This is a genomic window from Mesorhizobium sanjuanii (assembly GCF_002529485.1).
GTDB classification, from domain to species: Bacteria; Pseudomonadota; Alphaproteobacteria; order Rhizobiales; family Rhizobiaceae; genus Mesorhizobium; species Mesorhizobium sanjuanii.
In genome coordinates this window covers 31,342-53,123 of record NZ_NWQG01000012.1, presented here as the reverse complement: position 1 = coordinate 53,123, position 21,782 = coordinate 31,342, and the positions used below count along the sequence as shown (strand labels likewise).

Genomic DNA, 21,782 nt, shown 5'->3' with positions numbered 1-21,782 from the left:
TTCACCAGCTAGGATGCTTCCTTTTCGGAATGTTTTTTGTCCGACATTCGCGATCACCGCTCTGTCGCTGCGCCTCAACGCAGTCCCTTAAATTGCACGCCCCAGCAGAATGAGACGCTGATTTTCGGCCTTAATTAGCAAAGGACGGCTGCTTAGGTTGCCCTGTGGTTCTCCTCGCGAACCGAACGGCTCTGCGTATGTTGAGTCATTGCTGACTCGGACGCGACGACTTACACCGCGTCGGCATCCACCGTGAAGGTATGTCCCGACATACGCTCGCCTGCATCCGAGACAAGAAAGAGCGCCATAGCCGCGATATCATTTGGCAGCACCCCTATCCCCATTGACGAGTTCGCCATGAACCGGGCGCGGATCTCCTCGCGGTCAACGCCCGTTTGAGCAGCTTCCCCGGCGATTACACGCTCTAGACGATCGCCTTCAACCCAGCCGGGACAGATGACGTTGACTCGTATCTTCGAAGGACCCAATTCCTTGGCGAGGCTCTTGGCCAGTCCGATAACGCCCCATTTTGAAGCGTTGTAGGGTGAACGTCGCGCATTGCCCACCAGACCTGCGGTCGACGATATATTTACTATAGCTCCGCCACCGGCCTGTCGCATGAGCGGAGCGGCAAGACGGGCAAGCACGAAATGGCTGGTGAGATTGACCGCCAACGTCCGGTTCCAAGCCTCCAGTGTCATGGATTCAGCGGGTTCGATCGGACCTGCTATCCCGGCATTGTTGATCAGGATATCGATCCCACCGAGCCGCTCGACCGCAGCTGCGAAGAAGCGCTCAGTATCGTTCGCATCGGCAAGGTCACAACACATCGCGCCAATGGCGGGATGGCGCTGTCTTAGCTCTGCAACCTTCAGTTGATCGACACCGCACACCTCCACCTGAGCCCCAGCTTCCGCAAGTGTCTCGGCAATAACACGACCAATACCGGAGGTCGCAGCGGAGACGATAGCTCGGCGACCAGAGAGGGAGAGGGATGGGGTCATTGTGCTGCTCCTAGTTAAATTGAGAGTGGGGATCGAAAGGGGGTTTCAATGAACTTGTGAACCAGATTCTGAAGTTGTTTTCTCAAAGGTGCCACACTGGATTGTGATGGAATTCGGCCGAGTCCTCCGGTAGGTTGAGATTTTCGGCTTATGCGGCGAGCTCAATCTGCTGATCAAGTGTAAGCGCGACGAGCGGATCACCAGCATCGACGGTTGACTTCTACTGCCTTGCGCGAACAGTCCTGGTCATGGCATAGAGCTGGAGGACGGCTGGACCGATGTGCTGAGGAGCCGTTGCGCGCAGTTTTGCCCACCCGTAGTTCATCGAGAAATACGAACCCCATATCAAATCTGCGTGTCGGGTGCATTGTCGGGCCGTGACTCTGCGATGACACCCGGACCAGCCGCCAAGATTTCTCTTCTTGTTTAGTGAAATTTGTTGACGCTTAACGGACGGAGCCTCATATCCTGTCATGTGGGAGGGGACTAGGCCGACCGTAACGGCCTCACATCGTCCGCAGCCGATACAAAGCCCCGAGGAGACGACCTCCGCGACAGACGTCGCAGTTCGTCCGCTGTCAGGGAGGATGGTTTCGTTTCGCTGTTCCACAGGCTCTGCCCGAAGTATTTGCCAGCGGCCGATCTGCTGGATCACCAAGCCCGACTCCAGCGAGCCGGCCTTCACGCGGCGGCGAGTCGTGCCTCGCGCCGCAAGTCCTCGGCTCTGTCCGTTCTCTCCCAGGTGAGCTCGGGCCCTTCGCGGCCGAAGGCCGTACGTCGCGGTCTTGCCTCGGGCGTACGAGATCAAGCATATGGATGATGCCTTTGCGTCTGAAATCAAACAGCTCAAGAATGATGCGCTCTATCGTTTTTTCATTTTGGCGGTCCCGAAAGGTGTGTCGCGGATTGACCCGGGAGTGGCCCCTCCACCAAATGTCCACCTCACCTTATCATCTTCCAATTGGCAATTAGAGCAACCGCCCGCATCGTCCTCACGGATGTGGGGGTTAGCGCCGCAGGGTATGATACTCCAGCTCTTCGCGGTCATTGCGACTGGTGACCGTGATTTCTGGAAATTCGGTCATACAGGTCGCCGAACGTAGTCGCCTTGATTATCTCATCCAATTGTGGCGACCTCCAGTGGTCGCTTTTCGTCAAATAAGACTGCAGCTCTGCTGCGATAAGGCTGTCTCCCCCAACATCAAAGAAGTTATCTTCCCAGCCTATATCTTGAACGCCAATAATAGTCTTGACTCCATCAAGGAAAAAGCTTCTCTGATCACCGTTAGTCAAAATGTTGTCTTTACCTTTTTCGACTTCTTCTTTCTTTCGCAGAGATCTTTTCTCTTCTTCCGGCTGCTCGTCTGGCGTCGTGAACACGTCCTCCCGTTGCCGTTCTCGCTCCTCGGTCTGCGGCGGAGCCGTCAAGCCTGCAGGCTGACCCTCCGGCCAGCAACGGTGACCATCAAACGAGTATGTCGGAAGCGAGACCCGCCGGCGGGAACCGAATGGTTCCAATTGATCCCCCACTCGTTTCCAATCCACCGAAACACCCAAAGCCCAGAGGTTCCCAAGACATTCCAGAAGAACATGACGGTCGGTGAACTCCTCGTCGTTCCTGTCGCGCGCGGCTGGTATAATCGCTGGAATTCTGGTCTTACGATCCTCTGAACTGATTGCTTCATGAGCGAAACGCGCCAGATTGCGTGAGGGGCCAAGGTCAATGAGAGCAGTTGCACCGGCCGCGACGATAGCCGCGACAGACCGATCGAATCGGATCGTTCCACTTGCTTGCCTGCTCCAGTAGGTCTCGGGTAGAGGCTCTTTCGCCTCGTGCAGATATCCCCCTGAATTGAGCGCGATGGCCAGAGCCGGTACTCGCTTATCGAGCGTGCGGACATGTGCATCGATAATATCAGCTGCCGGTTTCATTAGTGGAGAGTGGCTGGGGACGCCGCCTGTGTTGAGGATCTGGTTGGGAATTTCTGCCTTCTCGAGCCCCTCCTGCAGCCTTTCAATCAATTCCCGTTTCCCGGTGAACACGACACTGGTTTTGGAATTCACGACGCCAATACTAATCTCGCCAGCTTCAGCCCGGCCACGCCAGGCGTCCTCCCTGAGGATGTGTTCAGCCTCCTCCGGGCTGCGTTTGACCGCAAGCATAGCACCGTCGACACCAAGATTCGCCATCGCGCGACCACGGGCGACCATCAAGGCTACAGCGTCGTCCAGTTGCAGAATGCCCGCCAGGGTGGCCACGACGTATTCGCTCATGCTGTGTCCGACAAGGTAACCGGGATGCACGCCACACGATTCCAGCAAATGTGCCATAGCGTACTGCACGGAGAAGATCATGACGTTGATTTCTTCAAAGGAAGCGGCCTCGTATGCATCGTTTCCCCCGAACACGAGTGACACCAGATCACGATCGAGGACCTGGCGACTGGTGGCGGCACACGTCAAGAACGCCTGGCGAAAATCCGGTACATGATCAAATAGGTCCTTGAACATCCCTGCGTGCTGCACTCCGCCGCCCGGCAGCATGAACGCAATCGAAGGCGAAGAAAGAATTCGATCAGCCGCACTATCGGCCTCTTCTTCTAATCTCTTGATGGCCGTGTCCAAGTTGCGCGCCACAACGACAGTTCGATGCTCGAACTGGCATCTCGCCACGCGTAGTGTGTGAGCGACGTCGCCAAGATCGATATCGCGGTTACGCCGCAGGAACGCGGCTAGATTCCGGCAGGCCCGGCTTAACGCCGAGGAGGTCTTTGCAGATAGACACAGGGCGTGGGATCCCCGATCGACCGGTCCGGGCCAGGCCCTTACCTTCTCGTCCATCCATTCCTGCAGAATGACATGGCAGTTGGTTCCGCCCATGCCGAGCCCCGTGACTCCGGCAGTGCGCGGCCGTCCCGGCGGGCGGGGCCAAGGTCTAAGCTTCTCGTTGATAAAGAAGGGCGTGTCTTCCAGACCGAGATCTTCGTTCAGCCGGTTGATATTGATTGTCGCGGGGATTACTCCATGCTGAAGGGTGAGAACTGTCTTGATAAAGCTTGCCACCCCTGAGGCGATATTTGCGTGGCCGATATTGGGTTTAATTGACCCAAGCGCACAAGCGTTGCCCGTTTTCGCTTGCCCCGCGAAGACCTCTGCCAGAGCGCGGACCTCGATCGGGTCGCCGACCTTGGTGCCGGTACCATGAGTTTCGATGTATTCCACATCTTCAGGGCCAAGTGCCGCGGAGGCAAGTGCTTGGCGCACAACGTCAGCCTGGCCTCGCGCGCTAGGCGCCGAGAAGGACGATTTGGCGCGGCCATCGTTGTTAATGGCACATCCTTTTACCACCGCGTGGATCGGGTCATTCGCCTCAAGCGCGTCTTCAAGGCGCTTGAGAACGACAACCCCTACCCCATCTCCGAGCACCGTGCCACTGGCATTGGCATCAAAGGCTCGGCACACACCGTCCGAAGAATTAATGTAGCCCTTGACAAACTGATACCCCGCTTGAGGGAAGGTGATACTTGAGCCCCCTGCTAACGCCATGTCGCAATAGCCGGCCGCTAGCGACTGAGCGGCGAGCGCGACCGCCACTAACCCAGTTGAGCATGAGGTTTGCACGGCAATGCTTGGACCGTTGAGGTTCAGCATGTAGGATACGCGCGAGGCGAGGTAGTCCTTCTCGTTGCCGAGCTCCGTCAGGAAAGCGAGTGGTGGGTTGGTAGGATCGACGAGGCCGCCGCCCTTCAAATAATGCAGTAGATAGAGTGGGAGAGAAGAACCTGCGAACACTCCGGTCCGGCCTTCATGCTGGGTTGGCGCATATCCAGCCGACTCGAGTGCCTTCCAGCAGCATTCGAGAAACAGGCGATGCTGCGGGTCCATTAACGTTGCCTCACGCCTCGAAAGTTTCCAGAAATCCGGATCGAAAAGGTCCACATCCTTGAGATGGGCGCCCACGCGCACATAATCGGGGCGCTTCAGGAGAGCCTCCGGAAGGCCCCGGGCCTTGAGTTCCTGCGTGGAGAGCGAGGTGATCGAGCACACCCCATGGCGGAGGTTCTCCCACAGCGCGTCCACAGTCTCCGCACCAGGAAAACGCGCGGCCATGCCAATCACCGCAATGTCCATACTGGAGCTGCGTCGATGGTCCACCGCTTTCACGTGCGGGCTACACGACAAGACTGGCGCTGTTTTGGGGAGCTTGGCGATTCGAGGACGCCCCTGCCCGCGAATGGGCTTGCGGAGAAGAGCCGCGAGTTCGTTAAAGGTTGGATTGAGGAAGACCTCCACTACCCGGAGCTCCACCTTCAGACTCTTACGAAGCTGCGTGCAGAGACGGGCAGCCAGAAGGGAGTGTCCGCCGCAGTCGAAAAAGTTGTCGCCCGGATCAGCAGCTTCGGACTGGAGAACGTCGCGCCAAGCCGCGCGAAGTGCCGATTCGACCTCGTCTTCGACCTCGTCTTCGACCTCGTCGGTACCGGTCATCGGAGCGCACGCCTCTTGCGCGAGCCCGCGAAGGAGCGACCGATCAAGTTTCCCGTTAGCCGCGATGGGCAATTCCGTCAGAGACACGAGCTCTGACGGAATTGCGTAGTGCGGCAGCTCAGACTTCAGGTGCGACCGCAAGGCCGCCTGCCAGCCCTTGCCCCTATTCCGTAAGACTACATAAGCGATCAGCCGATCAGGCTGGCCGGTCGTCGGATCGAGCTCGGGCACAACGGCTGCGGAGCAGACGCTGGAGTACCGAAGCAAAGCAGCTTCTATAGACGCTGGAACGACGCTGTATCCTCGGATTTTCACCATGAAAGCGCAGCGCCCGATAATCTCCAATTGGCCACCGGGCAGCATGCGGCCAAGATCGCCGGTGCGGAACATCGTGCCCCCAGCTCGGAACGGGTCGGGAAAGAACCTTTCCCGTGTCATCTCCGGGCTGTCGAGATATCCATGAGCCAAGACATCGCCGCCGACGAAGACCTCGCCCAGGAAACCCAGCGGTACGGGATCGCGTTCCTCGCCGAGGATATAGACACTGACATTGTGATGAGGCGGACCGACCGGGACGACCTTCTGTGTTGTCGCAGGATCGATCTCGCTCAGGTCAATATACGAGATGTCATGTGCCTCCGCTGCGCCGTAGTGATTGATAATCTTGACGTGCGGCAGCGCATCTCTCACTCGCGCAAACAGCGCTGCTGTTAACACCTCGCCTGATAGGATGATCAATCGGAGATCGGTAAGGCGGGAGGGGACGTCGAGCAAGCCGCTGCTAAGAAGCACATCCAACAGTGAAGGGGTTAGCAATATTCTCGAAATTCGATTTCGTTCCAGATAGTCGACCAGCTGGGGCGGATCGTAGATAACGTCGTCAGGAACAAGATAGGCTGGAATCCCGGCGAGGATCGGCCGCATTATCTCCCCGACCAAGAAGAGATTGACCGCCTCGCGCTCATCAGCCGCATATGGCAGCGCGTGATAGCGCAACTGGTAAGCGCTCACAGAACTTCGGTGAGGTAAAACGACCCCTTTTGGTTCACCAGTCGTCCCAGACGAAAATACAATCAGGGCCGGGGCATCGAGATCTACCGCTTGGGGATTGGCCGGGCTTGCCTTCCCGAGTTGCGCTTGCCAAGCCTCGTCGAGCGACAGCACAAGGCCCGACCAGTCAGGCGGAAGATTAGCCGCGAAGCGGTTGTTGGTGACAACGATTTCGACCGCTGCCTTCTCAAGTAGTCGTTTTACCGCAGCAACTGGCAGTGCTTTGTCAAGCAGGACGTAGGCCGCCCCTGTCTTAAGGATACCGATCAGCCCAACGGCATATTCAGGGGAAGTATCCATCAGGATACCGATGCGCGAACCTCGGCTTTGACCATGTCCGAGGAGATGTCCGGATAGAGTCTCGCTCAGCTCATCGAGTTCACGATATGTGATGGTCGCAGCCTCTGAAACGATCGCAGGACTGTCGGGGGTTAAAGCCGCTTGTTTGCGGAATTGCTCATGCAGTGTGAGATCATTGTAGGGGACTGCCTCGCCGTGTTGGATGGAACCCGAAAGCTGCCCCTTCACCTCGCTGATCTCGCGCATAAGGCTAGACACCACCTCCTCCGTAAGAGAATGGGTGAAAAAGTGATCGCCATCAAACATAATCCGGGCAAAGCGCGACGTAGTAAGCCGACGCCATTCGTCTAGATCATTGGCATTGATTTCGTCCTTAACTCCACCCATTGCGGTGATTGCCGCCTTGAGAGGTGTTGGTAGGTTTCGGTCGTAAGTCTCCGCAAGTTCGAAGTCGGCCCGCAGCGGCGGCAAAATGAAATCCAGTAGCAGTTTCTCGTTTGCCAGCGCCTTCTTGGGGACCAGGCCAAGGGTGCGAACCACATTGGCTAACTTATCATCCGCGTAGGTATACATCGGCGGCTCTTCCGGAGGCAGGTCGGCCGACGGGTGAGCAGACACGACAACATGGAAGGGAGATGGCCGACCGGCCTTCTCCAGAGAGCGGGCAACCTCATAAGCCACGAGGGCTCCCATGCTGTGGCCGAAGAAAATAAAGGGTCTGTCGCTGTACGCTTGGAGCGCCTCAGTGACCATGGATACCAGTACGTCCATGCTGCGGATGGCAGCCTCACTTGACCGTTTGCCACGCCCGGGCAGATCGAGGCAAATAAGTTCAACGTCCTCGGGGATATAGTCCGGCCAATTACGGAACGACTGGACGCCCCCGCCCCCGTGCGGGAAACAGATTATCCTATACGACACCTCAAGTGAGCTCTTTAAAACTCTAAGCAACGCGTTGTCTTTACAAGAAATTTGTTCCATCTCAAACTACTCCATTTGCTAACTTCATAAATACCATAAGTGCGCCACGATAAAAAGATATGTTTAAGAATTTTACTTTACGACTAGTAAAGCTATTTTAACAAAATTCTTAATGTTCGTAATGTTTCGTAATATTTTTGGAGAGAAGCCGAGATTTTCGTTTAACAATTATGCTAGGACATTCCGTCTGCTGACATTGTTTTGAATCACTCTCGATCGATTTCATGCTTGCTCCAGACCATCTGTGCCTAGATTAGTTTCCGTCCACAAACGTGCGCATTCGTAGCGTTTACAAAGAGTTACACCCTGCCGATTGGCCTTGACGACGGCATGGATAGGATCATGGCGCTGACTGTCGACAGACTGGTGTCATTGGCACGATCAGGCGCACGCCACGAGGGCCGACAAATAGCCGGAGCGATGCAACTGCGATGCCGGGTGCGTCAGGTCGCTTGGGGCGGACGAGGTTGTAGCCACGACCGAGGACCACGTAAGTCTTGAAGTGATCAAGGCCACGCCAGGTACAGCGCGCCAGGCCGTAGGCGCGCTTCAAGCACGATATTCCGGCTTCGATGCCCCTGCCAGCTATGACGGCAAGGAGATTCGCCGGACATATTCGGCGCTGGGGAATTCACCGTGATGATCTCCTCCGACCATCGAACATGTGGAAGGGAGATGTGACGGGGACCGGCAGATGGTGTCGATCCTCACCTGCGTGCTGACCGACGGATTGAGCTCGGTCGAGGCCGCCTGTCAGGAAGCCATCGAGCACGGCGTCTCGTGGGCCGGTTTCCTCAACATCCTGGCCCGCAGCCGCGATCCGGCGCCGGGCACGATCCTTTCCATTCCACAGGCGCTGAAGCTCGCTCACGAGCCGATCGCCGACTGCGCCCGCTATGACAGCCTCAGGAGGACGAACAGCCATGGAACGCACCGAAGTACTGGAACTGATGGGGGCGCTGAAACTCTTCGGGATGCGCGCGGCCTATGACGAGATCATGGGCGTCGCCATTAAGCGGCAGCACGAACCGCCGAAGATCGTCGGCGATCTGTTGCAGGCCGAGATATCGGAGAAGCAGGCCCGCTCCATCAAGTACCAGCTCACCGTACAACCTTCCGCTGGCCAAGGATATCGAGGACTTCGATTTTGCCGGCGCGCCGGTCAACGAGAGCCTGATCCGCGACCTCGCCGCCGGCGCCTTCGTCGCCGATCAGCGCAATGTCGTCCTGGTCGGCGGGACAGGCACCGGCAAGTCGCACCTGGCGATCGCCATTGCCCGTTCTCTCATCCGCAACGGCCCACGCGGGCGCTTCTTCAACGTTGTCGACCTCGTCAACAGGCTCGAGACCGAGACCGTGCCGGCCGGCAGGGCCGCATTGCCGATCATCTTACCCGACTCGACTTCGTCGTCTTCGATGAACTCGGCTATCTTCCCTTCGCCCAGGCCGGCGGGCAGTTGCTCTTCCATCCGGTCTCAAAGCTTAACGAACGCACCAGTGTCATCATCACCACCAATCTCGCCTTCGGGGAATGGCCGAGCGTCTTCGGCGACGCCAAGATGACAACCGCGCTGCTCGACCGCCTCACCCATCACTGCGAGATCGCCGAGACTGGCAACGAATCCTGGCGCTTCAAGAGCCGCTCTCAAAGCTGAAGTCCAAAAGCCAATCAGTCGCGCCCGATCAGGCTGTGCAACCCCGACCAGCTTCGCCTGATCGGGCGCTTACCGGCGTGCCTCTCAACACCGAAAGCCGGGGTCCCTTTTGCGCGAAAAAACAGGGTCCCGATTCCGTGGTCATTGACATTTGCTTTCAAAGCCGCCGTGAATGGTACGATTCGCTGCCGCCGCCGAGCCAGGTCGTCGGCCTCTAGGCCGGCGCCTGCGCTGCCGGTGATCTCAAACGCGGGCCTGACATGCGCCGCTCCGAATTCACCGGCCTTGACCTCATGCGTGATGACCACGGTGATGGCGCCGGCTGGATCAGGATCCATCCGGAAGAGGTGTATCGGTGATGCTGTAGGAAAAAACCAGTTGGGCGAGGGCGAGGGCGGCCGGCCAATCTCATCAATGCGCAACACGTCCAGCACATAAAAAGGAAGGCCTGACGTCTGTCGCGTCCGCGACACTGTCTTCGATGTACGTCCTCTAACTTCACTCTCATGCCCTTGAATCATGGCCCGTAAAATCGACGACGTTATTTCTGCTCGGTGGCACGACTTTTGCTCCCATCCCCTTGGAGTAGGGAGCTGCCCACCAACATTCAGGTGGCGGTTGAGCTAATCCATTCGTGCTTCATCAAAGGCTACAACTGCCGATAGGGAGATCTAGCTCACATGCATGCGACGCTGAAGACTTTATCTCATTTTGATCGAGCTCACGTTGCCCACTTAAAGCTCGAGCCCGAGCAAGAACAGTTTGTCGATTCATTGGATTTTGTGTTCTCCGAGCTTCAAGGTAACGCGCGCCCCGACCTGGAGCACGCATTTTCAGTCGTTGTCAGCCATCAGATCGTTGGCTTCTTTGTCCTGCGTGAAAAAGCGGCCTTGCCTGAATGGGCCCCGCCAGGCGTGATTACCTTGCACAGCTTTCGTGTGGGGCGGGGATACCAAGGTAACGGATATGGAAAAGCGGCTTCCAGACTTGTCTCTCAATGGATTTCGACAAACCGCCCATCGGTCAGGCGCCTCATGCTTACCGTTGAAGAAGATAATGTAAGGGCTAGACATTTTTATATGACATCTGGGTTTTCTGACACCAGCGCTACTTACTACGACAAAAAGTTTGGTTTTCAGAATGTTCTTGAACGCAAGATAAAGTCCGTCTGAAGTTGTGATTATTGTGACTTCCTTTGTCGGCTGTTGCCCGATCATCGCACCGGTCAAATAGTTCATGCTATTCCCCGTTTACACTCTCCAACTGACCCAGTGCCCCCCGAGCGTGAAGCAGCGAAGCTAAAGTCGAGGCCGCGGAATAGCGATGGCTAAAGCGGGATTGGCCCCACCGACTTAACCTCTTCCATAATGACGCAAGTTCGGAAGCTCTTCACGTTTCCTTCCTTGAAAAATAATTGTCTTGTAAGAGACGTATACTCCCCCATGTCTCTGGTATTAATTAGGAGGATGAAGTCTGCCTCTCCGGTAACGTGGTAGCATTGCTGCACCTGAGGGCAGTTCAGGAACCGTCTTTTCATCCCGTCGAGCAAATCCAGTTTTCCGCTTTTAGCCGTCACCTCCACGATGACCGTCTGAGGACACCCAATCGGTCTCTCGTCTGAGATGGACATGAAATCGTCGAGCCCCGTTTTGCCTGCCTGGATCATCTACTAGGCACTCTCCTGATATACTTGGCTCTCGGTACAAATTCTGCGCCCTGATAGTAGTCACGTCGGAGGCTGCTATCTCTGGCTCTGAACCACGTGCCGGAGAGTGAAAATGACCACCGCGCGGATGGTTCGAGGCCAGGACCCGTCGCCGTCGCTTTCGTCGTAAGGTTCGTCAGCTATGACGAAACCGGCCTCGCGCACAAAATTGCTGACAGTCCCGAGAACCGTTGACTTGAAACATGGGAGGGACCTGGACCCCGCAACCTGTCTACGAACCGACACGCGCGATCCTCTCTTCACGCCAAGTCAGCGGCGTCTTTCAATCCCGATACGATCAGGTCGGTTCGCAATCCCTGTCCGGCCCCCAGAAACCCGCGAGACTTTGTCCACATACTCCACTCCTTCAAGTGGATCGGTGTTTATCGATGAACTCTTTCACCCTCCCTTTGCGGTGCACCTTAGCGTGCTCCCAACGTTCCGATATCGCGGCGCATGTCAGCTGCATGTCCCGAAAATGCGTTTTTGCTACGGAAAGCTGGTCATCGGTTGAGCTTTTTCCGGGTCCTCCTCCGAACTGCAGAGCATCTCTGCACTCTTCAAGGCTCGCTGGTAATTCGCCAGCGAATTGGCTGGCCAACTCGCTTCGGCGCTCCGCGACGCTGCTATCCAGAGACAAGCGCCTGGTGATCTCGCCAATTCGTGTGTGGGCCTTCCTGAAAGGCATGCCTCGCGACGCCATCCGTTCGGCGGCGACGGCCGTCATTGATGACCCGTCTTCCAGATTTTCACGCATCGACTGCACGTTGAACGACATGTATTTCACGATAAGCGATGTGAGGATGATAGCCCTTTTCAGGGCCTCCTCTGAAAGCCTGAGAGGAGAGCAGCCGTAGTTGCTTGTCTCGATCGAGTTGCTGAAAGGTGCTTTGCAGGTAGCAGTTGCCGCAGAAACGTATGCGCCAATTACGGTGCTTCCCGACCCCTTGATGTGTTCAAGTAGGAACGGGTTCTTCTTTTGCGGCAGCATGGACGAGCCTCCGGCAAGATTTCGAGGAATGTCAATAAGAGCGAACTCACGAGTCGTCCAGACCTGCAGATCCTGGGCCACACGGCTGAGCAAGGTTGAGATGCTAGCAAAGATTGAAAGTGCGTGCAGGTGATGGTCTCGGCTCGCGACCGCGTCAAGTGAGTTGAACGACGGCTCTTCAAATCCTAGAAGACTTGCGGTTTTCAAAGGATCAATCGGCATACTGGTGCCTCCGCCGGCACCAGCTCCCATAGGGCAGTTCCTGATGTCTTCCAGCAGGCTATGGAGGCGCTGGCGTTCGCGCCCCAGAGCGAAGAAGACGCCAAGCAAGTAGTGCCCTGGCGATCCGGGGAGTGCGATCTGGTATTGACTGTAGAGCGGAGCCACTAGTCTCGATGCCTCTTCCGCTCGCTGCAGCAGGGCATCTTGTGCAATTTCAATCTGTTGGGAGATGGAACACGCGGCCTCCCGGAGAGCCAGGAGAGAAATGGTCGCGTTCAAGTCGTTGCGGGACCTCGCAAGGTGCAGCCAGCCGGCCTTTTCTGTGCCAGCTCTGGCGGCAAGTTCGGCCTCATAAGCAAGATAGAGACCACGCGGCGCATCACGGCCCTCTAAAGACTGAAAGCCCTCGTCCTGGAGGTCCAAGATGTGCTTGAGGAGGTCGGCAGCGGCTGTTTGGCTGATCAAGCCCTCATCAGTGAGCATCACTAGATGTGCTTCGTCTATGGCCGTCTGGTACTGCAAAAGGCGGCCGTCGCGCGAAAGTTCGATAGGCGGAGCGAGCAACTTCATCGCTTCGGGATGTAGGTTCCACGTACCTTCGGTTGACCCAGCGACGTGCTTGTTGTCCGCCTCGCTAGGAGCCGCCTCGATATCGATTACAATGGAATTGATCATCCGTTGAGCTGCCGCCGCGGCCGCATTGAGTTCATCAGAGACGCCTATCGCGTAGGCGACGCGGTCTCTGAAGTCGCCATTTATTTCAACTTCCTCCCCCTCAGATTTTAGGAGGCCCGCCTCCGGCACTGTCGGGTCTGGATTTCGAGAAAAGCCCAGGCGTTTAAGCTTGCCGGATTTATGAACGAGTTGGAAACGGATGGCTCCCGCCCTTGTGCTCACGCGTGGAGGCGTGAAACCTTCTCCCGCGTAAAGTCTAATCACCGTGTCAAGGATTGACGTTCCCAGGGCATGGGAGAGCATGACTGGAATCATCCCTCCAGCCAGCCTGGGGTTGACCTCGATGATGACGGGGCCTGACTCCGCCATCACGAACTCTACATGAGCCGGTCCGAAATTCAGGCCCAGCGCCGACACCGCGCCTGCGGCAAAAGAGGCCAATTCCCGTTGAGATGGCTCCGGTAGCGGTGCCGGGAAGTCGTGCCCCACCTCGACGAAGCAGGGAGCCGGCCCTTTGTGCTTGGCAAGAATTCCAAGACAATGCAGCGTACCATCGTACGCAATTATCTCTGCAGAGTATTCCTTACCCTCGACATACTGCTGGATGAGGATGTCGGGACTTGGCAAATCTACTTGATCGAGGAGTGAGCCCCTTGCGCTCTCAAACGCCTTGATGGCGGCTGCGGCACTTTCGCACAACCTCACGCCGCTACTACCACTTCCGGACACCGGTTTGACGACCACCGGCAGAGTAGCTTGCGCAAGAATATTCTCGACATCTCTGACGGTAGTGGCCAGCCGTGTTTCAGGGATCGTGATTGATTGTCGCTGTAACTCGGCCGCTTGCCTCCATTTGTTCCGGCATGTGGCTATAGCCTCCGAATTCGCTGCTGGTAGCCCCATCTCCGTCGCGGCACTTGACGCTGCTTCCACAAAATAATCCGACGACGAGTATATACCTGCCAAGCCTCTTAATTTGGCAGCGACCCCGACGAGTTCGTCCAGACTGCGCGTTTCAGCTTCGATCACTTGAGCGACCGAGTCCTTAAGAAAGGGATAGCGCGCAGGATTGCGCGTAACGAGGTAGGTCTCAAAACCCAGGAGTCGGGCCCGCTTCATCAATAGTTCGCCGGTGCCAGTCGTGTTGCTTTCCACGAAAAGGAAGCTACCTCTGTTCATCAAACTTCCTCCAAAAGGCTCAGGACAGCTTCCCGGCTTTTCCGCTTCCAAAGATATCGGTTCCATGGCGGGAGAGCGGTCGAAGGGTGATTTTCGGTTACCGGCGCGTCTAGCAGAACACCTTCATGTAGACATGCGTTCTGCTCGAGCCAGTCGCGGTCGTAAACAGCTTCAACGTAGCGGTGGCCTTCATCAGGACATATGACGACTACGGTCTCTCCTGTATACTGTCGAGCGCGCCAACGCCCAACGATGTAGCTCGCTCCCGAGGTCGGACCGGCGAAAACGGCGTGCCGCTCGTGGAGGCTTTGCGTTGCAGCAAATGCGAGCGGAGCCGAGAGGAGATGCACCTCGTCATAGAGTTCATGCTTCACGTTCTTGGGGACAAGACTGTTCCCAAGCCCCCGCAATTTCCGTTCGCCGTCCTGTTGGCCAAAAATGACGCTGTTGAAGGTGTCCACTCCAATCAGGCGCGCGCCAGGGGCTTTTTGGCGGAGGCGCTCTATCGTTCCGCAAGTAGAGCCGCCTGACCCCACAGAACCGACCAGAGTTACGTCGGCGTCCAACATCCCTGATATCTGATCGGCAAAGGGCTCATAGGCTGCGGGGTTGTCGGGTGTTTCGTATTGCCGGGGCCAGAAACAGGAGTGGCCCAACAGTCTCATCCTGGCGTGTAATGCGTCGAGGCGGCTTCTTTGATAGCCACCCTGCTTCGCCTTTTCAGTTATTATGAAGACTTCGGCTCCCAAGGACCTCAACCTGTTTTCCAGGCCTTTGTCCATCACTGGGTCTGTGAAGATTTCGAGTTGAAATCCACCTTCCCGGCAAACTACGGCCAAGCCCAGCGCGAAGGTTCCGCTCGAGGTCTCGAGAACTTTCGTGCCGCGCGTCAAAGTTCCTCGAGCCAGCGCTTGCTCAATGATGTACTTTGCAGGGAGAAGCTTCATGAACGCGAACTGCGCAAGATAGAGATTCGTCTCACACCTAATAATGCTGGGGAGAGCATAGGCATCAGAATAGCCGGAGAATGGCAGGCGTTTGCGAATAGCGTCCATATTCCTCACCTCAGTGGCTGCCAGTCATGGTCAGATATATTTTTGGCGAGTCGTCGAACGGCGATACTTGGGCGAGCACGGACTGGAGCTTCTGTGGAAAGTCAGCCGCCATTCGGTCAAGCAGGATTCCAACCATTGTGCCGCTGTGCGCGACTATGACCCCGAGAGCGCCAGCGGCCTCGGATGCTTTCAGCATTGAGTTCATATGCTTCTTTGGAGCTCGCTCCTGATGCAAGAGCGCGCTGGCCGTAGCTATTCTGCCGATCGTGGCCGTGTCACCCTGCCGAATTGCCATCCGTGCGCGGTCGAGTAATTGGCCATATTCTGCTCTGTGACTGGCGGAGATTTCACCTCGCCGTTGATCATAGTCGACGGTTTCGACCGTCCCTCCTTCATCGATACCTACGATTGCAAGCGGCGGCATTTGCCCAAGGAAGGAGAGAAGGCTACATGCTCGCTGCTGATATGCGACCACGCCTGGGTACATCACCCCGTCGGATGGCTCGATCTCCGCCATCAGCTTCTCGATCAATGACGTCCGGACTTTAAGCTTGAAGCAGCAGGCGATTGACCGTGCAGCCGCAACAAGATCCGCGGACGAACTCGCCAGCCCTTTGCCTTCCGGGAGCTCAGATTGCAAAAGGAGGGTTCCTCCTGAGGCGCCGAGCGCAATTACGAGACTCTCAGCCAGTCGTTTTGCTTTCGCTTTATGCGACGGATAAACGGTTACAGATCGTGTGCCTGCAATCGGCATGAAGTGAGCTCGCGCAAAGAGCGCTATGGGCATCGTGACCAAGAAGTGAGGGTCCCGAGGAACGGAGCCGACCGGCAACTGACCTTGCAGCAACTCGCCGAATGTACCGCAGCAAAGAGCACCGCTAGAATGAACACTTGGCTGCTGCCCGTCCTCGGCGATAGTCTGAGCCGCATCTGCGCCATCGAACGTCTGGTGATACATGTAAGGCCTCCAAACTTCATCGGCGGCCGCTTCGAGAAGTTCCCTAGTCGGCATGCTCGCCCCGTTGGGGCCGATGGGATGGGTGGAGTTTTGGATCGCCATATCACTTCCCCGTCAGATACATTGACGTGCGATTTTCTGTTACGAAGGTGAGATCGAAATCATCGGAAGATGGGCTCGCATTTAATTTGGGATATTTGGAAGTAGATATGGTGCCATGACCTCCGACTTTTGGTGAACGTAGCATTGTCAGCAATTTTAGATCGTAAAGATTCTGTGAAATTACTTGAAATATCTGTTGCACTGTTGGTCACCGGCAGCGTCGCGTGGAGCGTCTCAGCGAATTTCGGTGGTGTTCGATATTGGAGGGCCGTCAGTTTAACCAGTTAGTGATCCTGCTTTGCGGTAACCGCCAATCAGACCAATGTTGGACGGGACACTTCGCGATGATTTTCGCTGGAGATTGGTTTGCAATCTCCACCCAAGTCCGGACTTGGAAGCTTTGCGTTCAGCCGAAGGTGTAGCCTATCGGCTGAACGCCCTAGCTGAGCCGGCGCGGGCCGGTGAATCGAAAGGCGCGGACTCTGGAGGAAGCGATGGCGCCAGCGCGAATGTCTCACGGCGAGCGCATGGATTGAGCCCGCAGCAGGCGCAAGCGAAAACGTTGCACAAGCGGGCACCGCGCGGTTCCCGGAGCCCCCCCGGCCGTGTGGTGTTGGTGTCATTTGCTGCAATCCTCATGCCTACGGCTCGTGCGTGCGATCCCGCAGGCGAGGCGCCCAGCAGGGCAGGGCTCAACGCAGGGCTACGAATCCAGGTTAACGGTGAAGCTCGCCGATAATTGAGGCAAGGTAGTCAGTGCTTCGGCCGGCCTCTTTTCGTCTGAGTTTGATGGAGTGCTTGTCGCCGACAGCTCTGACGAGGTGGCGCACAATAGGCATGTTGATGGCGCCATGGCCTTTTCTGAGCCGCGACCGATCGACGTTGAAGACGACGTCGAGGGTCCAGTGAGAGCGTTCTCGACCAGCCAGTGGCCGCGCACGGCGTAAGCGGCCCGTTCGGCCGTCAACGCGGCGGGGCGATAAAGTATCGCGAGTCGAAGCGGCTTCTATCCTTCAGTCCGGTGCGCGAGTTGACGCGCACGATGGTTGTGGCGCCTGGCAGGCGCAGTTCGCCGGGAAAGCGACGCTGGCCTTCGAGCCAGCCGGCCTCGCGACTAACGGTGACAGTGCGCTCCTTGATGCGGCCATGGGCCTTGTCGAGATCGCCGAAGCTGTCGAGACGATCGGCGGGAGCGTCGTCGAAATAGCGCTCGATCTCGGCTCGCAGCGTCGGCTGGTTCGCCTTGACGGCGAACAGGTAGTCGGCGCCGGCATCCCTGATGACGTTGGCGATGGCGGCATTGATGGCGATGGCGTCGATCGAGACGATCGCGCCCTTGAGGCCATCAAGTGCCGCCAGCACCGGGATCGCGCTCGGACTAATTTCGGTTCTGTCGCGATCCCAGATTTTTAACGCGAAGAATTGTGCGACGAAAGAGTTGCCGCCCATTACGCTCCTCAACATCCCCACCTGATCGAAAACGCTGGCTCATCGACACTAGCGATGTGTCCAATGCCGCTTTCTGTACGCAAGGTTTCACTCTGTCCGACATCCGACAATTGTTGGATGTGAGACAGGGCGCCAAATCCGCTAACCCGGTGTTTTAATCCAATCTTCCTCTCTGGCACGCTCTGTGCAGCGTGGCTTGCGAACGCATCAGCTAGAAAATAGTCCCATGATCACACTCACTGAAAACGCCGTCGCCGCCGTCAAGGCCGCGCTTTCCCGCGCCGACGAGCCGGCGGAAGGCTTTCGTATCATGGTCGAGGCGGGCGGCTGCGCCGGCCTCCAATACCTGATGGGTCTGGAAAGCGTCTCGCGCGAGGGGGATGCCGTTATGGAGACGGACGGGGTCAAGGTGTTCCTCGACGCAAGCTCCCAGCCCCATCTCGCCGGCACGACCGTTGACTTCGTCACGGGCCTGGAGTCCTCGGGCTTTGTCTTCGACAATCCCAATGCGCGGGACAAATGCGCCTGCGGCAAGTCCTTCGGCTAGCCGCCATCACGACAAGGATTGGCGCCGTGCGGGATAATACCGACAACGTCTACCTCTTCAGCGACAAGCTCTATTTCATCAACCCGAACAATGTCGGCGCTTTGGAAACTCCCAATGCGGCCGGCGAGGTCGGCGCCGTCGCCTGCGGCGATGGGCTTAAATTGACGATGGGTTTCGACCGTAAGACGCAGACGATCACCGCCGCAACGTTCCAGACCTTCGGCCGCGGCTCGGCCATAACCGCTTCCTCGGCGTTTACCGAATTCATCCTCGGTAAGACCATCGATGAAGCCGTTCAGATCACCGATCAGGATATGGCGGATTTTCTCGGCGCCCTGCCGCCGCACACGACCTGCTCATCGCTCGACCGCCTCATCCTGGAGCGCGGCTTGCGGCTGATGAGCGAGTTCTTCCGTGCTGTAAGGCAGGCTTTCGAGGAGACGCCAGGATTCTCACGCCTGGTCCTCGCAAAGGCACCATCGGCATGAGCGGCGTGATCAAGGGGTTTCCCGTGGTGATAGGCTTCGAGGAGCCAGATGCCCTTCCCCGCAGCCTCCGCTCGCAGAAACCTAGTTCTGCGTGGAGTTCGGGCGAGTGGGTTTTCGGCAACGAGCCTCGACGGTGGAACGCGCTGCAGAACGTGCAGTGGGACATTTCCCACCTTTTGCCGCGTCTCGTAAGCCAGCATAGATGCTCCTTTGCTCGCTCGAAGGCCGCTTAAGCAATGTCATATGCGGTCAAGGAAATCGTCTACACCCTTCAAGGTGAAGGACGAAATGCCGGGCGGGCCGCCGTATTTTGTCGTTTCGCCGGCTGTAACCTTTGGTCGGGACGTGAAGGCGACCGGGCAAAAGCATTCTGCGGATTTTGCGACACCGATTTCGTTGGGGTAGATGGCCCCGGTGGCGGACATTTTGACACCGCACGGCAGCTTGCGTTGGCGATCGAACAAGCCTGGCGCGGGTCGGGAGCTGGGCAGCGTCTTGTCGTGCTCACCGGAGGGGAACCCCTCCTCCAGATCGATGAAGAACTCCTGGAAGCGCTGCATTCCTTGGCGTTTGAAATTGCCGTGGAGACCAACGGTACCATCCCTACACCCGCCGGCATCGACTGGCTGTGCGTCAGTCCGAAATGCAATGCACGCCTCGTGGTCATGGCAGGGGACGAGCTAAAGCTTGTATATCCTCAGATTGGCGCGGAGCCTGAACATTTCGAAGTTCTCGCGTTTGAGCACCTTTTGCTTCAGCCGATGGATGGGCCCGAGCGCGAGGCGAATACGGCCGCCGCAGTGGCCTATTGTCTTGCCAACCCACGTTGGCGCTTGAGCCTTCAAACCCACAAACTTCTCGGGATCCCATGAAAATCACGCAAGCTTTCACCTTCGAGGCCGCGCACTGTCTTCCGCGCGTGCCAGAGACCCACCGCTGTCACCGCATGCACGGCCACTCATACCGGGTGGAACTGCGTCTGGAAGGGCCCGTCGATCCAGACACGGGCTTTGTCATCGATTTCTTCGATGTCGAGGCTGTGTTCGGACCGCTTCTGCAACGTCTCGACCATCAGTGTCTGAATCAGATTGAGGGTCTCGAAAATCCGACCGCGGAAAACATTGCGGTCTGGATCTGGAACCAAACCAAGCCGCTTCTTGGCCAAATGTGCTCGGCAACAGTCTACGAGACACCGCTGTGCTGGGCTGAATACGAGGGTTGACCCGATGCAACGAGATCCGGGAACCGCACTCGTCCTTTTCTCCGGCGGCCAGGATTCGACAACCTGTCTGGCCTGGGCGCTGGAGAACTTCGAGCGCGTCGAGACAATCGGCTTCGACTATGGGCAGCGGCATCGGATCGAGCTCGATGTGCGGCCCTACCTGCTCGCGCGCATTCGAAAAGACTTTCCGGTCTGGCGTGGGCGATTGGGCGAGGACCACATGATTGACATGGCCGTGCTCGGCCAAATCAGTGATACCGCGCTCACGCGCGACGTCGAGGTCGCACTGAACGCGAACGGTCTAACAAATACCTTCGTGCCTGGCCGCAACCTTCTGTTCCTCGGCTTTGCGGCCGCGATAGCTTACCGGATGGGCGCGAAACACCTCGTGATCGGCGTGTCCGAGACGGATTGTTTCAGCTACCCGGACTGTCGGGATAACGCAGTCAAAGCGATGCAACTTGCCCTGAACCTTGGAATGGAGAAGCGTTTCATCATTCACACACCCCTCATGCAGCGCGACAAGGCGCAGACCTGGGCGCTGGCGGATTGTCTGGGCGGTGAGGCGCTGGTGAAGCTCATCTGCGAGGGAAGCCACACCTGCTATAGCGGAGACCGTGAGCATAGACATAGCTGGGGTTTCGGTTGCGGGACCTGCATAGAGTGTCATCTTCGCGCAGCGGGATGGGAGCAATTCCAATCCTGCAAAGATGCACCCGTGGCCGCCCATGAAATGACGTGAGCGCTCAGGTCCAGACCGACCGTGGCAATCCGTTCCATAGATCGTTTCCTTCTCGTTGTGGGGTTCAGCACGACCAGGGTAGGTGCCTTCGATGCCGCTTCGAAGGGCTGTTCCATACCATCGACCTTGATGATCTTCGCCGTTCGCGTGGTGCTGTTTGGGCAGCACCATGGCGAGCAGGCTGCGGTGGTTATCGTTGATCCCGGTCAGATTGACCGTGGAGCCTACTGCCAAGGTAAAAGGGGAGGTTGTGGTTTCGACGAGAGGTGGTTGGTGGCCGAGCCTGCCATTATGTGGAGGATCGGTCCATGCACGTCCATAACCAGCTGGCCGCACTATCGGCATCATTAAAGCGACGAATGACGACCTCATCGGCAATCGATGCCCTCGCCTGCGTAAGCCGGCACGGGCGCAGGCGCCTGCGGCGAGGCGATGTTGCGGATATCCCTCCCTTGGCCTGCCTCGGCCCAACCAGAGGATTCCTGATAAGCGCCTTCGATGCAATGCTCGTGCGTCCAGTGAATGCGCGTGCCGTCTTGATGGCGATCGTCACAGCCTCAGTTTCGATGTTTGACGAAATGGATCTGCTCGACCGCCGGAGGACAATTGAGCAGGTAGTTCAGCAGGTCGATCTCATGTGCGTCGAATTGAAAAGGCGGCTGCCGTCACGAACGATAAACGCGACCGCATCAAGCGCCGGGGCAAAGCCATCCCTATGCATCAGAATGGCGAACGTGTTGTCGAGGTCCAGAAAACACTGTCCGTCGACGTCAGCCAGATTGGCGCCTGCGTTGCAGCGCGCCGCGCGGCGTCGGATCGCACAGCCGCAGCGCGCGTGGTGCCATCGGGAAAAACGGGCGGCCGCGGGCGTACAATCTTGGCGATTGACGGTAGGCGGCGCGGAGATTTCATCCAACATGTCAGGCCTCTCCTCGAAGGATCCGGAGACCTACGCCTCTTTCGCGCAGA

General features: G+C 57.4%; 14 protein-coding genes and 4 pseudogenes. 8 read left to right on the top strand and 10 right to left on the bottom strand.

Features of this window, described 5'->3' with window-relative positions:
- Positions 1-230: 230 nt before the first annotated feature.
- The 3 genes and pseudogenes from CN311_RS02740 to CN311_RS33790 all read right to left on the bottom strand — a co-directional run.
- Positions 231-1,004 carry an SDR family oxidoreductase gene (locus CN311_RS02740; protein ID WP_097571891.1) on the bottom strand — a complete coding sequence of 258 codons (774 nt, stop codon included), beginning with the start codon at positions 1,002-1,004 and terminating at the stop codon, positions 231-233.
- A 1,044-nt stretch (positions 1,005-2,048) separates the two neighbouring features.
- Positions 2,049-7,823 carry a type I polyketide synthase gene (locus CN311_RS02730; protein ID WP_097571890.1) on the bottom strand — a complete coding sequence of 1,925 codons (5,775 nt, stop codon included), beginning with the start codon at positions 7,821-7,823 and terminating at the stop codon, positions 2,049-2,051.
- 381 nt (positions 7,824-8,204) lie between these two features.
- A pseudogene (locus tag CN311_RS33790) lies at positions 8,205-8,400 on the bottom strand (hypothetical protein); the annotation flags it as partial.
- A 93-nt stretch (positions 8,401-8,493) separates the two neighbouring features.
- Between CN311_RS33790 and CN311_RS02725 the strand changes: the two are divergent.
- Both CN311_RS02725 and istB read left to right on the top strand, forming a co-directional pair.
- Positions 8,494-8,814: pseudogene (locus CN311_RS02725) on the top strand (IS21 family transposase); the annotation flags it as partial.
- Positions 8,747-9,478, top strand: a pseudogene (gene istB, locus CN311_RS02720) (IS21-like element helper ATPase IstB). The pseudogenes CN311_RS02725 and istB, both read left to right, overlap by 68 nt.
- Before the next feature lie 14 nt (positions 9,479-9,492).
- On the opposite strand, the gene CN311_RS02715 reads toward istB, so the two are convergent.
- Positions 9,493-9,912, bottom strand: a complete 420-nt coding sequence (locus tag CN311_RS02715; RefSeq protein WP_133117121.1) for a hypothetical protein — start codon at positions 9,910-9,912, stop codon at positions 9,493-9,495.
- A 246-nt stretch (positions 9,913-10,158) separates the two neighbouring features.
- On the opposite strand from CN311_RS02715, the gene CN311_RS02710 reads away from it, so the two are divergent.
- Complete coding sequence (locus tag CN311_RS02710; protein WP_097571888.1) at positions 10,159-10,650, top strand: GNAT family N-acetyltransferase; 492 nt, start codon at positions 10,159-10,161, stop codon at positions 10,648-10,650.
- Between the two features lie 155 nt (positions 10,651-10,805).
- On the opposite strand, the gene CN311_RS02705 is transcribed toward CN311_RS02710, so the two are convergent.
- The 5 genes and pseudogenes from CN311_RS02705 to CN311_RS02685 all read right to left on the bottom strand — a co-directional run.
- Positions 10,806-11,144, bottom strand: a complete 339-nt coding sequence (locus CN311_RS02705; RefSeq protein ID WP_097571887.1) for an Lrp/AsnC ligand binding domain-containing protein — start codon at positions 11,142-11,144, stop codon at positions 10,806-10,808.
- 406 nt (positions 11,145-11,550) lie between these two features.
- On the bottom strand, positions 11,551-14,250 hold the full coding sequence (locus tag CN311_RS02700; RefSeq protein ID WP_097571886.1) for a lyase family protein: 2,700 nt from the start codon (positions 14,248-14,250) through the stop codon (positions 11,551-11,553).
- Complete coding sequence (locus CN311_RS02695) at positions 14,250-15,305, bottom strand: cysteine synthase family protein (protein ID WP_097571885.1); 1,056 nt, start codon at positions 15,303-15,305, stop codon at positions 14,250-14,252. Before CN311_RS02695 ends, CN311_RS02700 begins: the two co-directional genes overlap by 1 nt.
- A gap of 10 nt (positions 15,306-15,315) precedes the next feature.
- Positions 15,316-16,365, bottom strand: coding sequence for a GHMP family kinase ATP-binding protein (locus tag CN311_RS02690; protein WP_097571884.1), 1,050 nt, complete (start codon positions 16,363-16,365; stop codon positions 15,316-15,318).
- Positions 16,366-17,081: 716 nt separating this feature from the next.
- Positions 17,082-17,739: pseudogene (locus CN311_RS02685) on the bottom strand (ISAs1 family transposase); the annotation flags it as partial.
- Positions 17,740-18,040: 301 nt separating this feature from the next.
- Between CN311_RS02685 and CN311_RS02680 the strand changes: the two are divergent.
- The 5 genes from CN311_RS02680 (at position 18,041) to queC (ending at position 20,813) form a co-directional block, all read left to right on the top strand.
- Positions 18,041-18,361 carry a HesB/IscA family protein gene (locus CN311_RS02680; protein WP_097571883.1) on the top strand — a complete coding sequence of 107 codons (321 nt, stop codon included), beginning with the start codon at positions 18,041-18,043 and terminating at the stop codon, positions 18,359-18,361.
- A gap of 26 nt (positions 18,362-18,387) precedes the next feature.
- Complete coding sequence (locus CN311_RS02675) at positions 18,388-18,849, top strand: iron-sulfur cluster assembly scaffold protein (RefSeq protein ID WP_097571904.1); 462 nt, start codon at positions 18,388-18,390, stop codon at positions 18,847-18,849.
- Between the two features lie 236 nt (positions 18,850-19,085).
- Positions 19,086-19,721 carry a 7-carboxy-7-deazaguanine synthase gene (gene queE / locus CN311_RS02665; RefSeq protein WP_097571881.1) on the top strand — a complete coding sequence of 212 codons (636 nt, stop codon included), beginning with the start codon at positions 19,086-19,088 and terminating at the stop codon, positions 19,719-19,721.
- Positions 19,718-20,071 carry a 6-carboxytetrahydropterin synthase QueD gene (queD, locus tag CN311_RS02660; protein ID WP_097571880.1) on the top strand — a complete coding sequence of 118 codons (354 nt, stop codon included), beginning with the start codon at positions 19,718-19,720 and terminating at the stop codon, positions 20,069-20,071. Before queE ends, queD begins: the two co-directional genes overlap by 4 nt.
- 4 nt (positions 20,072-20,075) lie before the next feature.
- Positions 20,076-20,813 carry a 7-cyano-7-deazaguanine synthase QueC gene (gene queC / locus CN311_RS02655; protein WP_097571879.1) on the top strand — a complete coding sequence of 246 codons (738 nt, stop codon included), beginning with the start codon at positions 20,076-20,078 and terminating at the stop codon, positions 20,811-20,813.
- A 619-nt stretch (positions 20,814-21,432) separates the two neighbouring features.
- On the opposite strand, the gene CN311_RS02645 is transcribed toward queC, so the two are convergent.
- Complete coding sequence (locus CN311_RS02645) at positions 21,433-21,732, bottom strand: hypothetical protein (RefSeq protein WP_097571877.1); 300 nt, start codon at positions 21,730-21,732, stop codon at positions 21,433-21,435.
- Between the last annotated feature and the right edge of the window lie 50 nt (positions 21,733-21,782).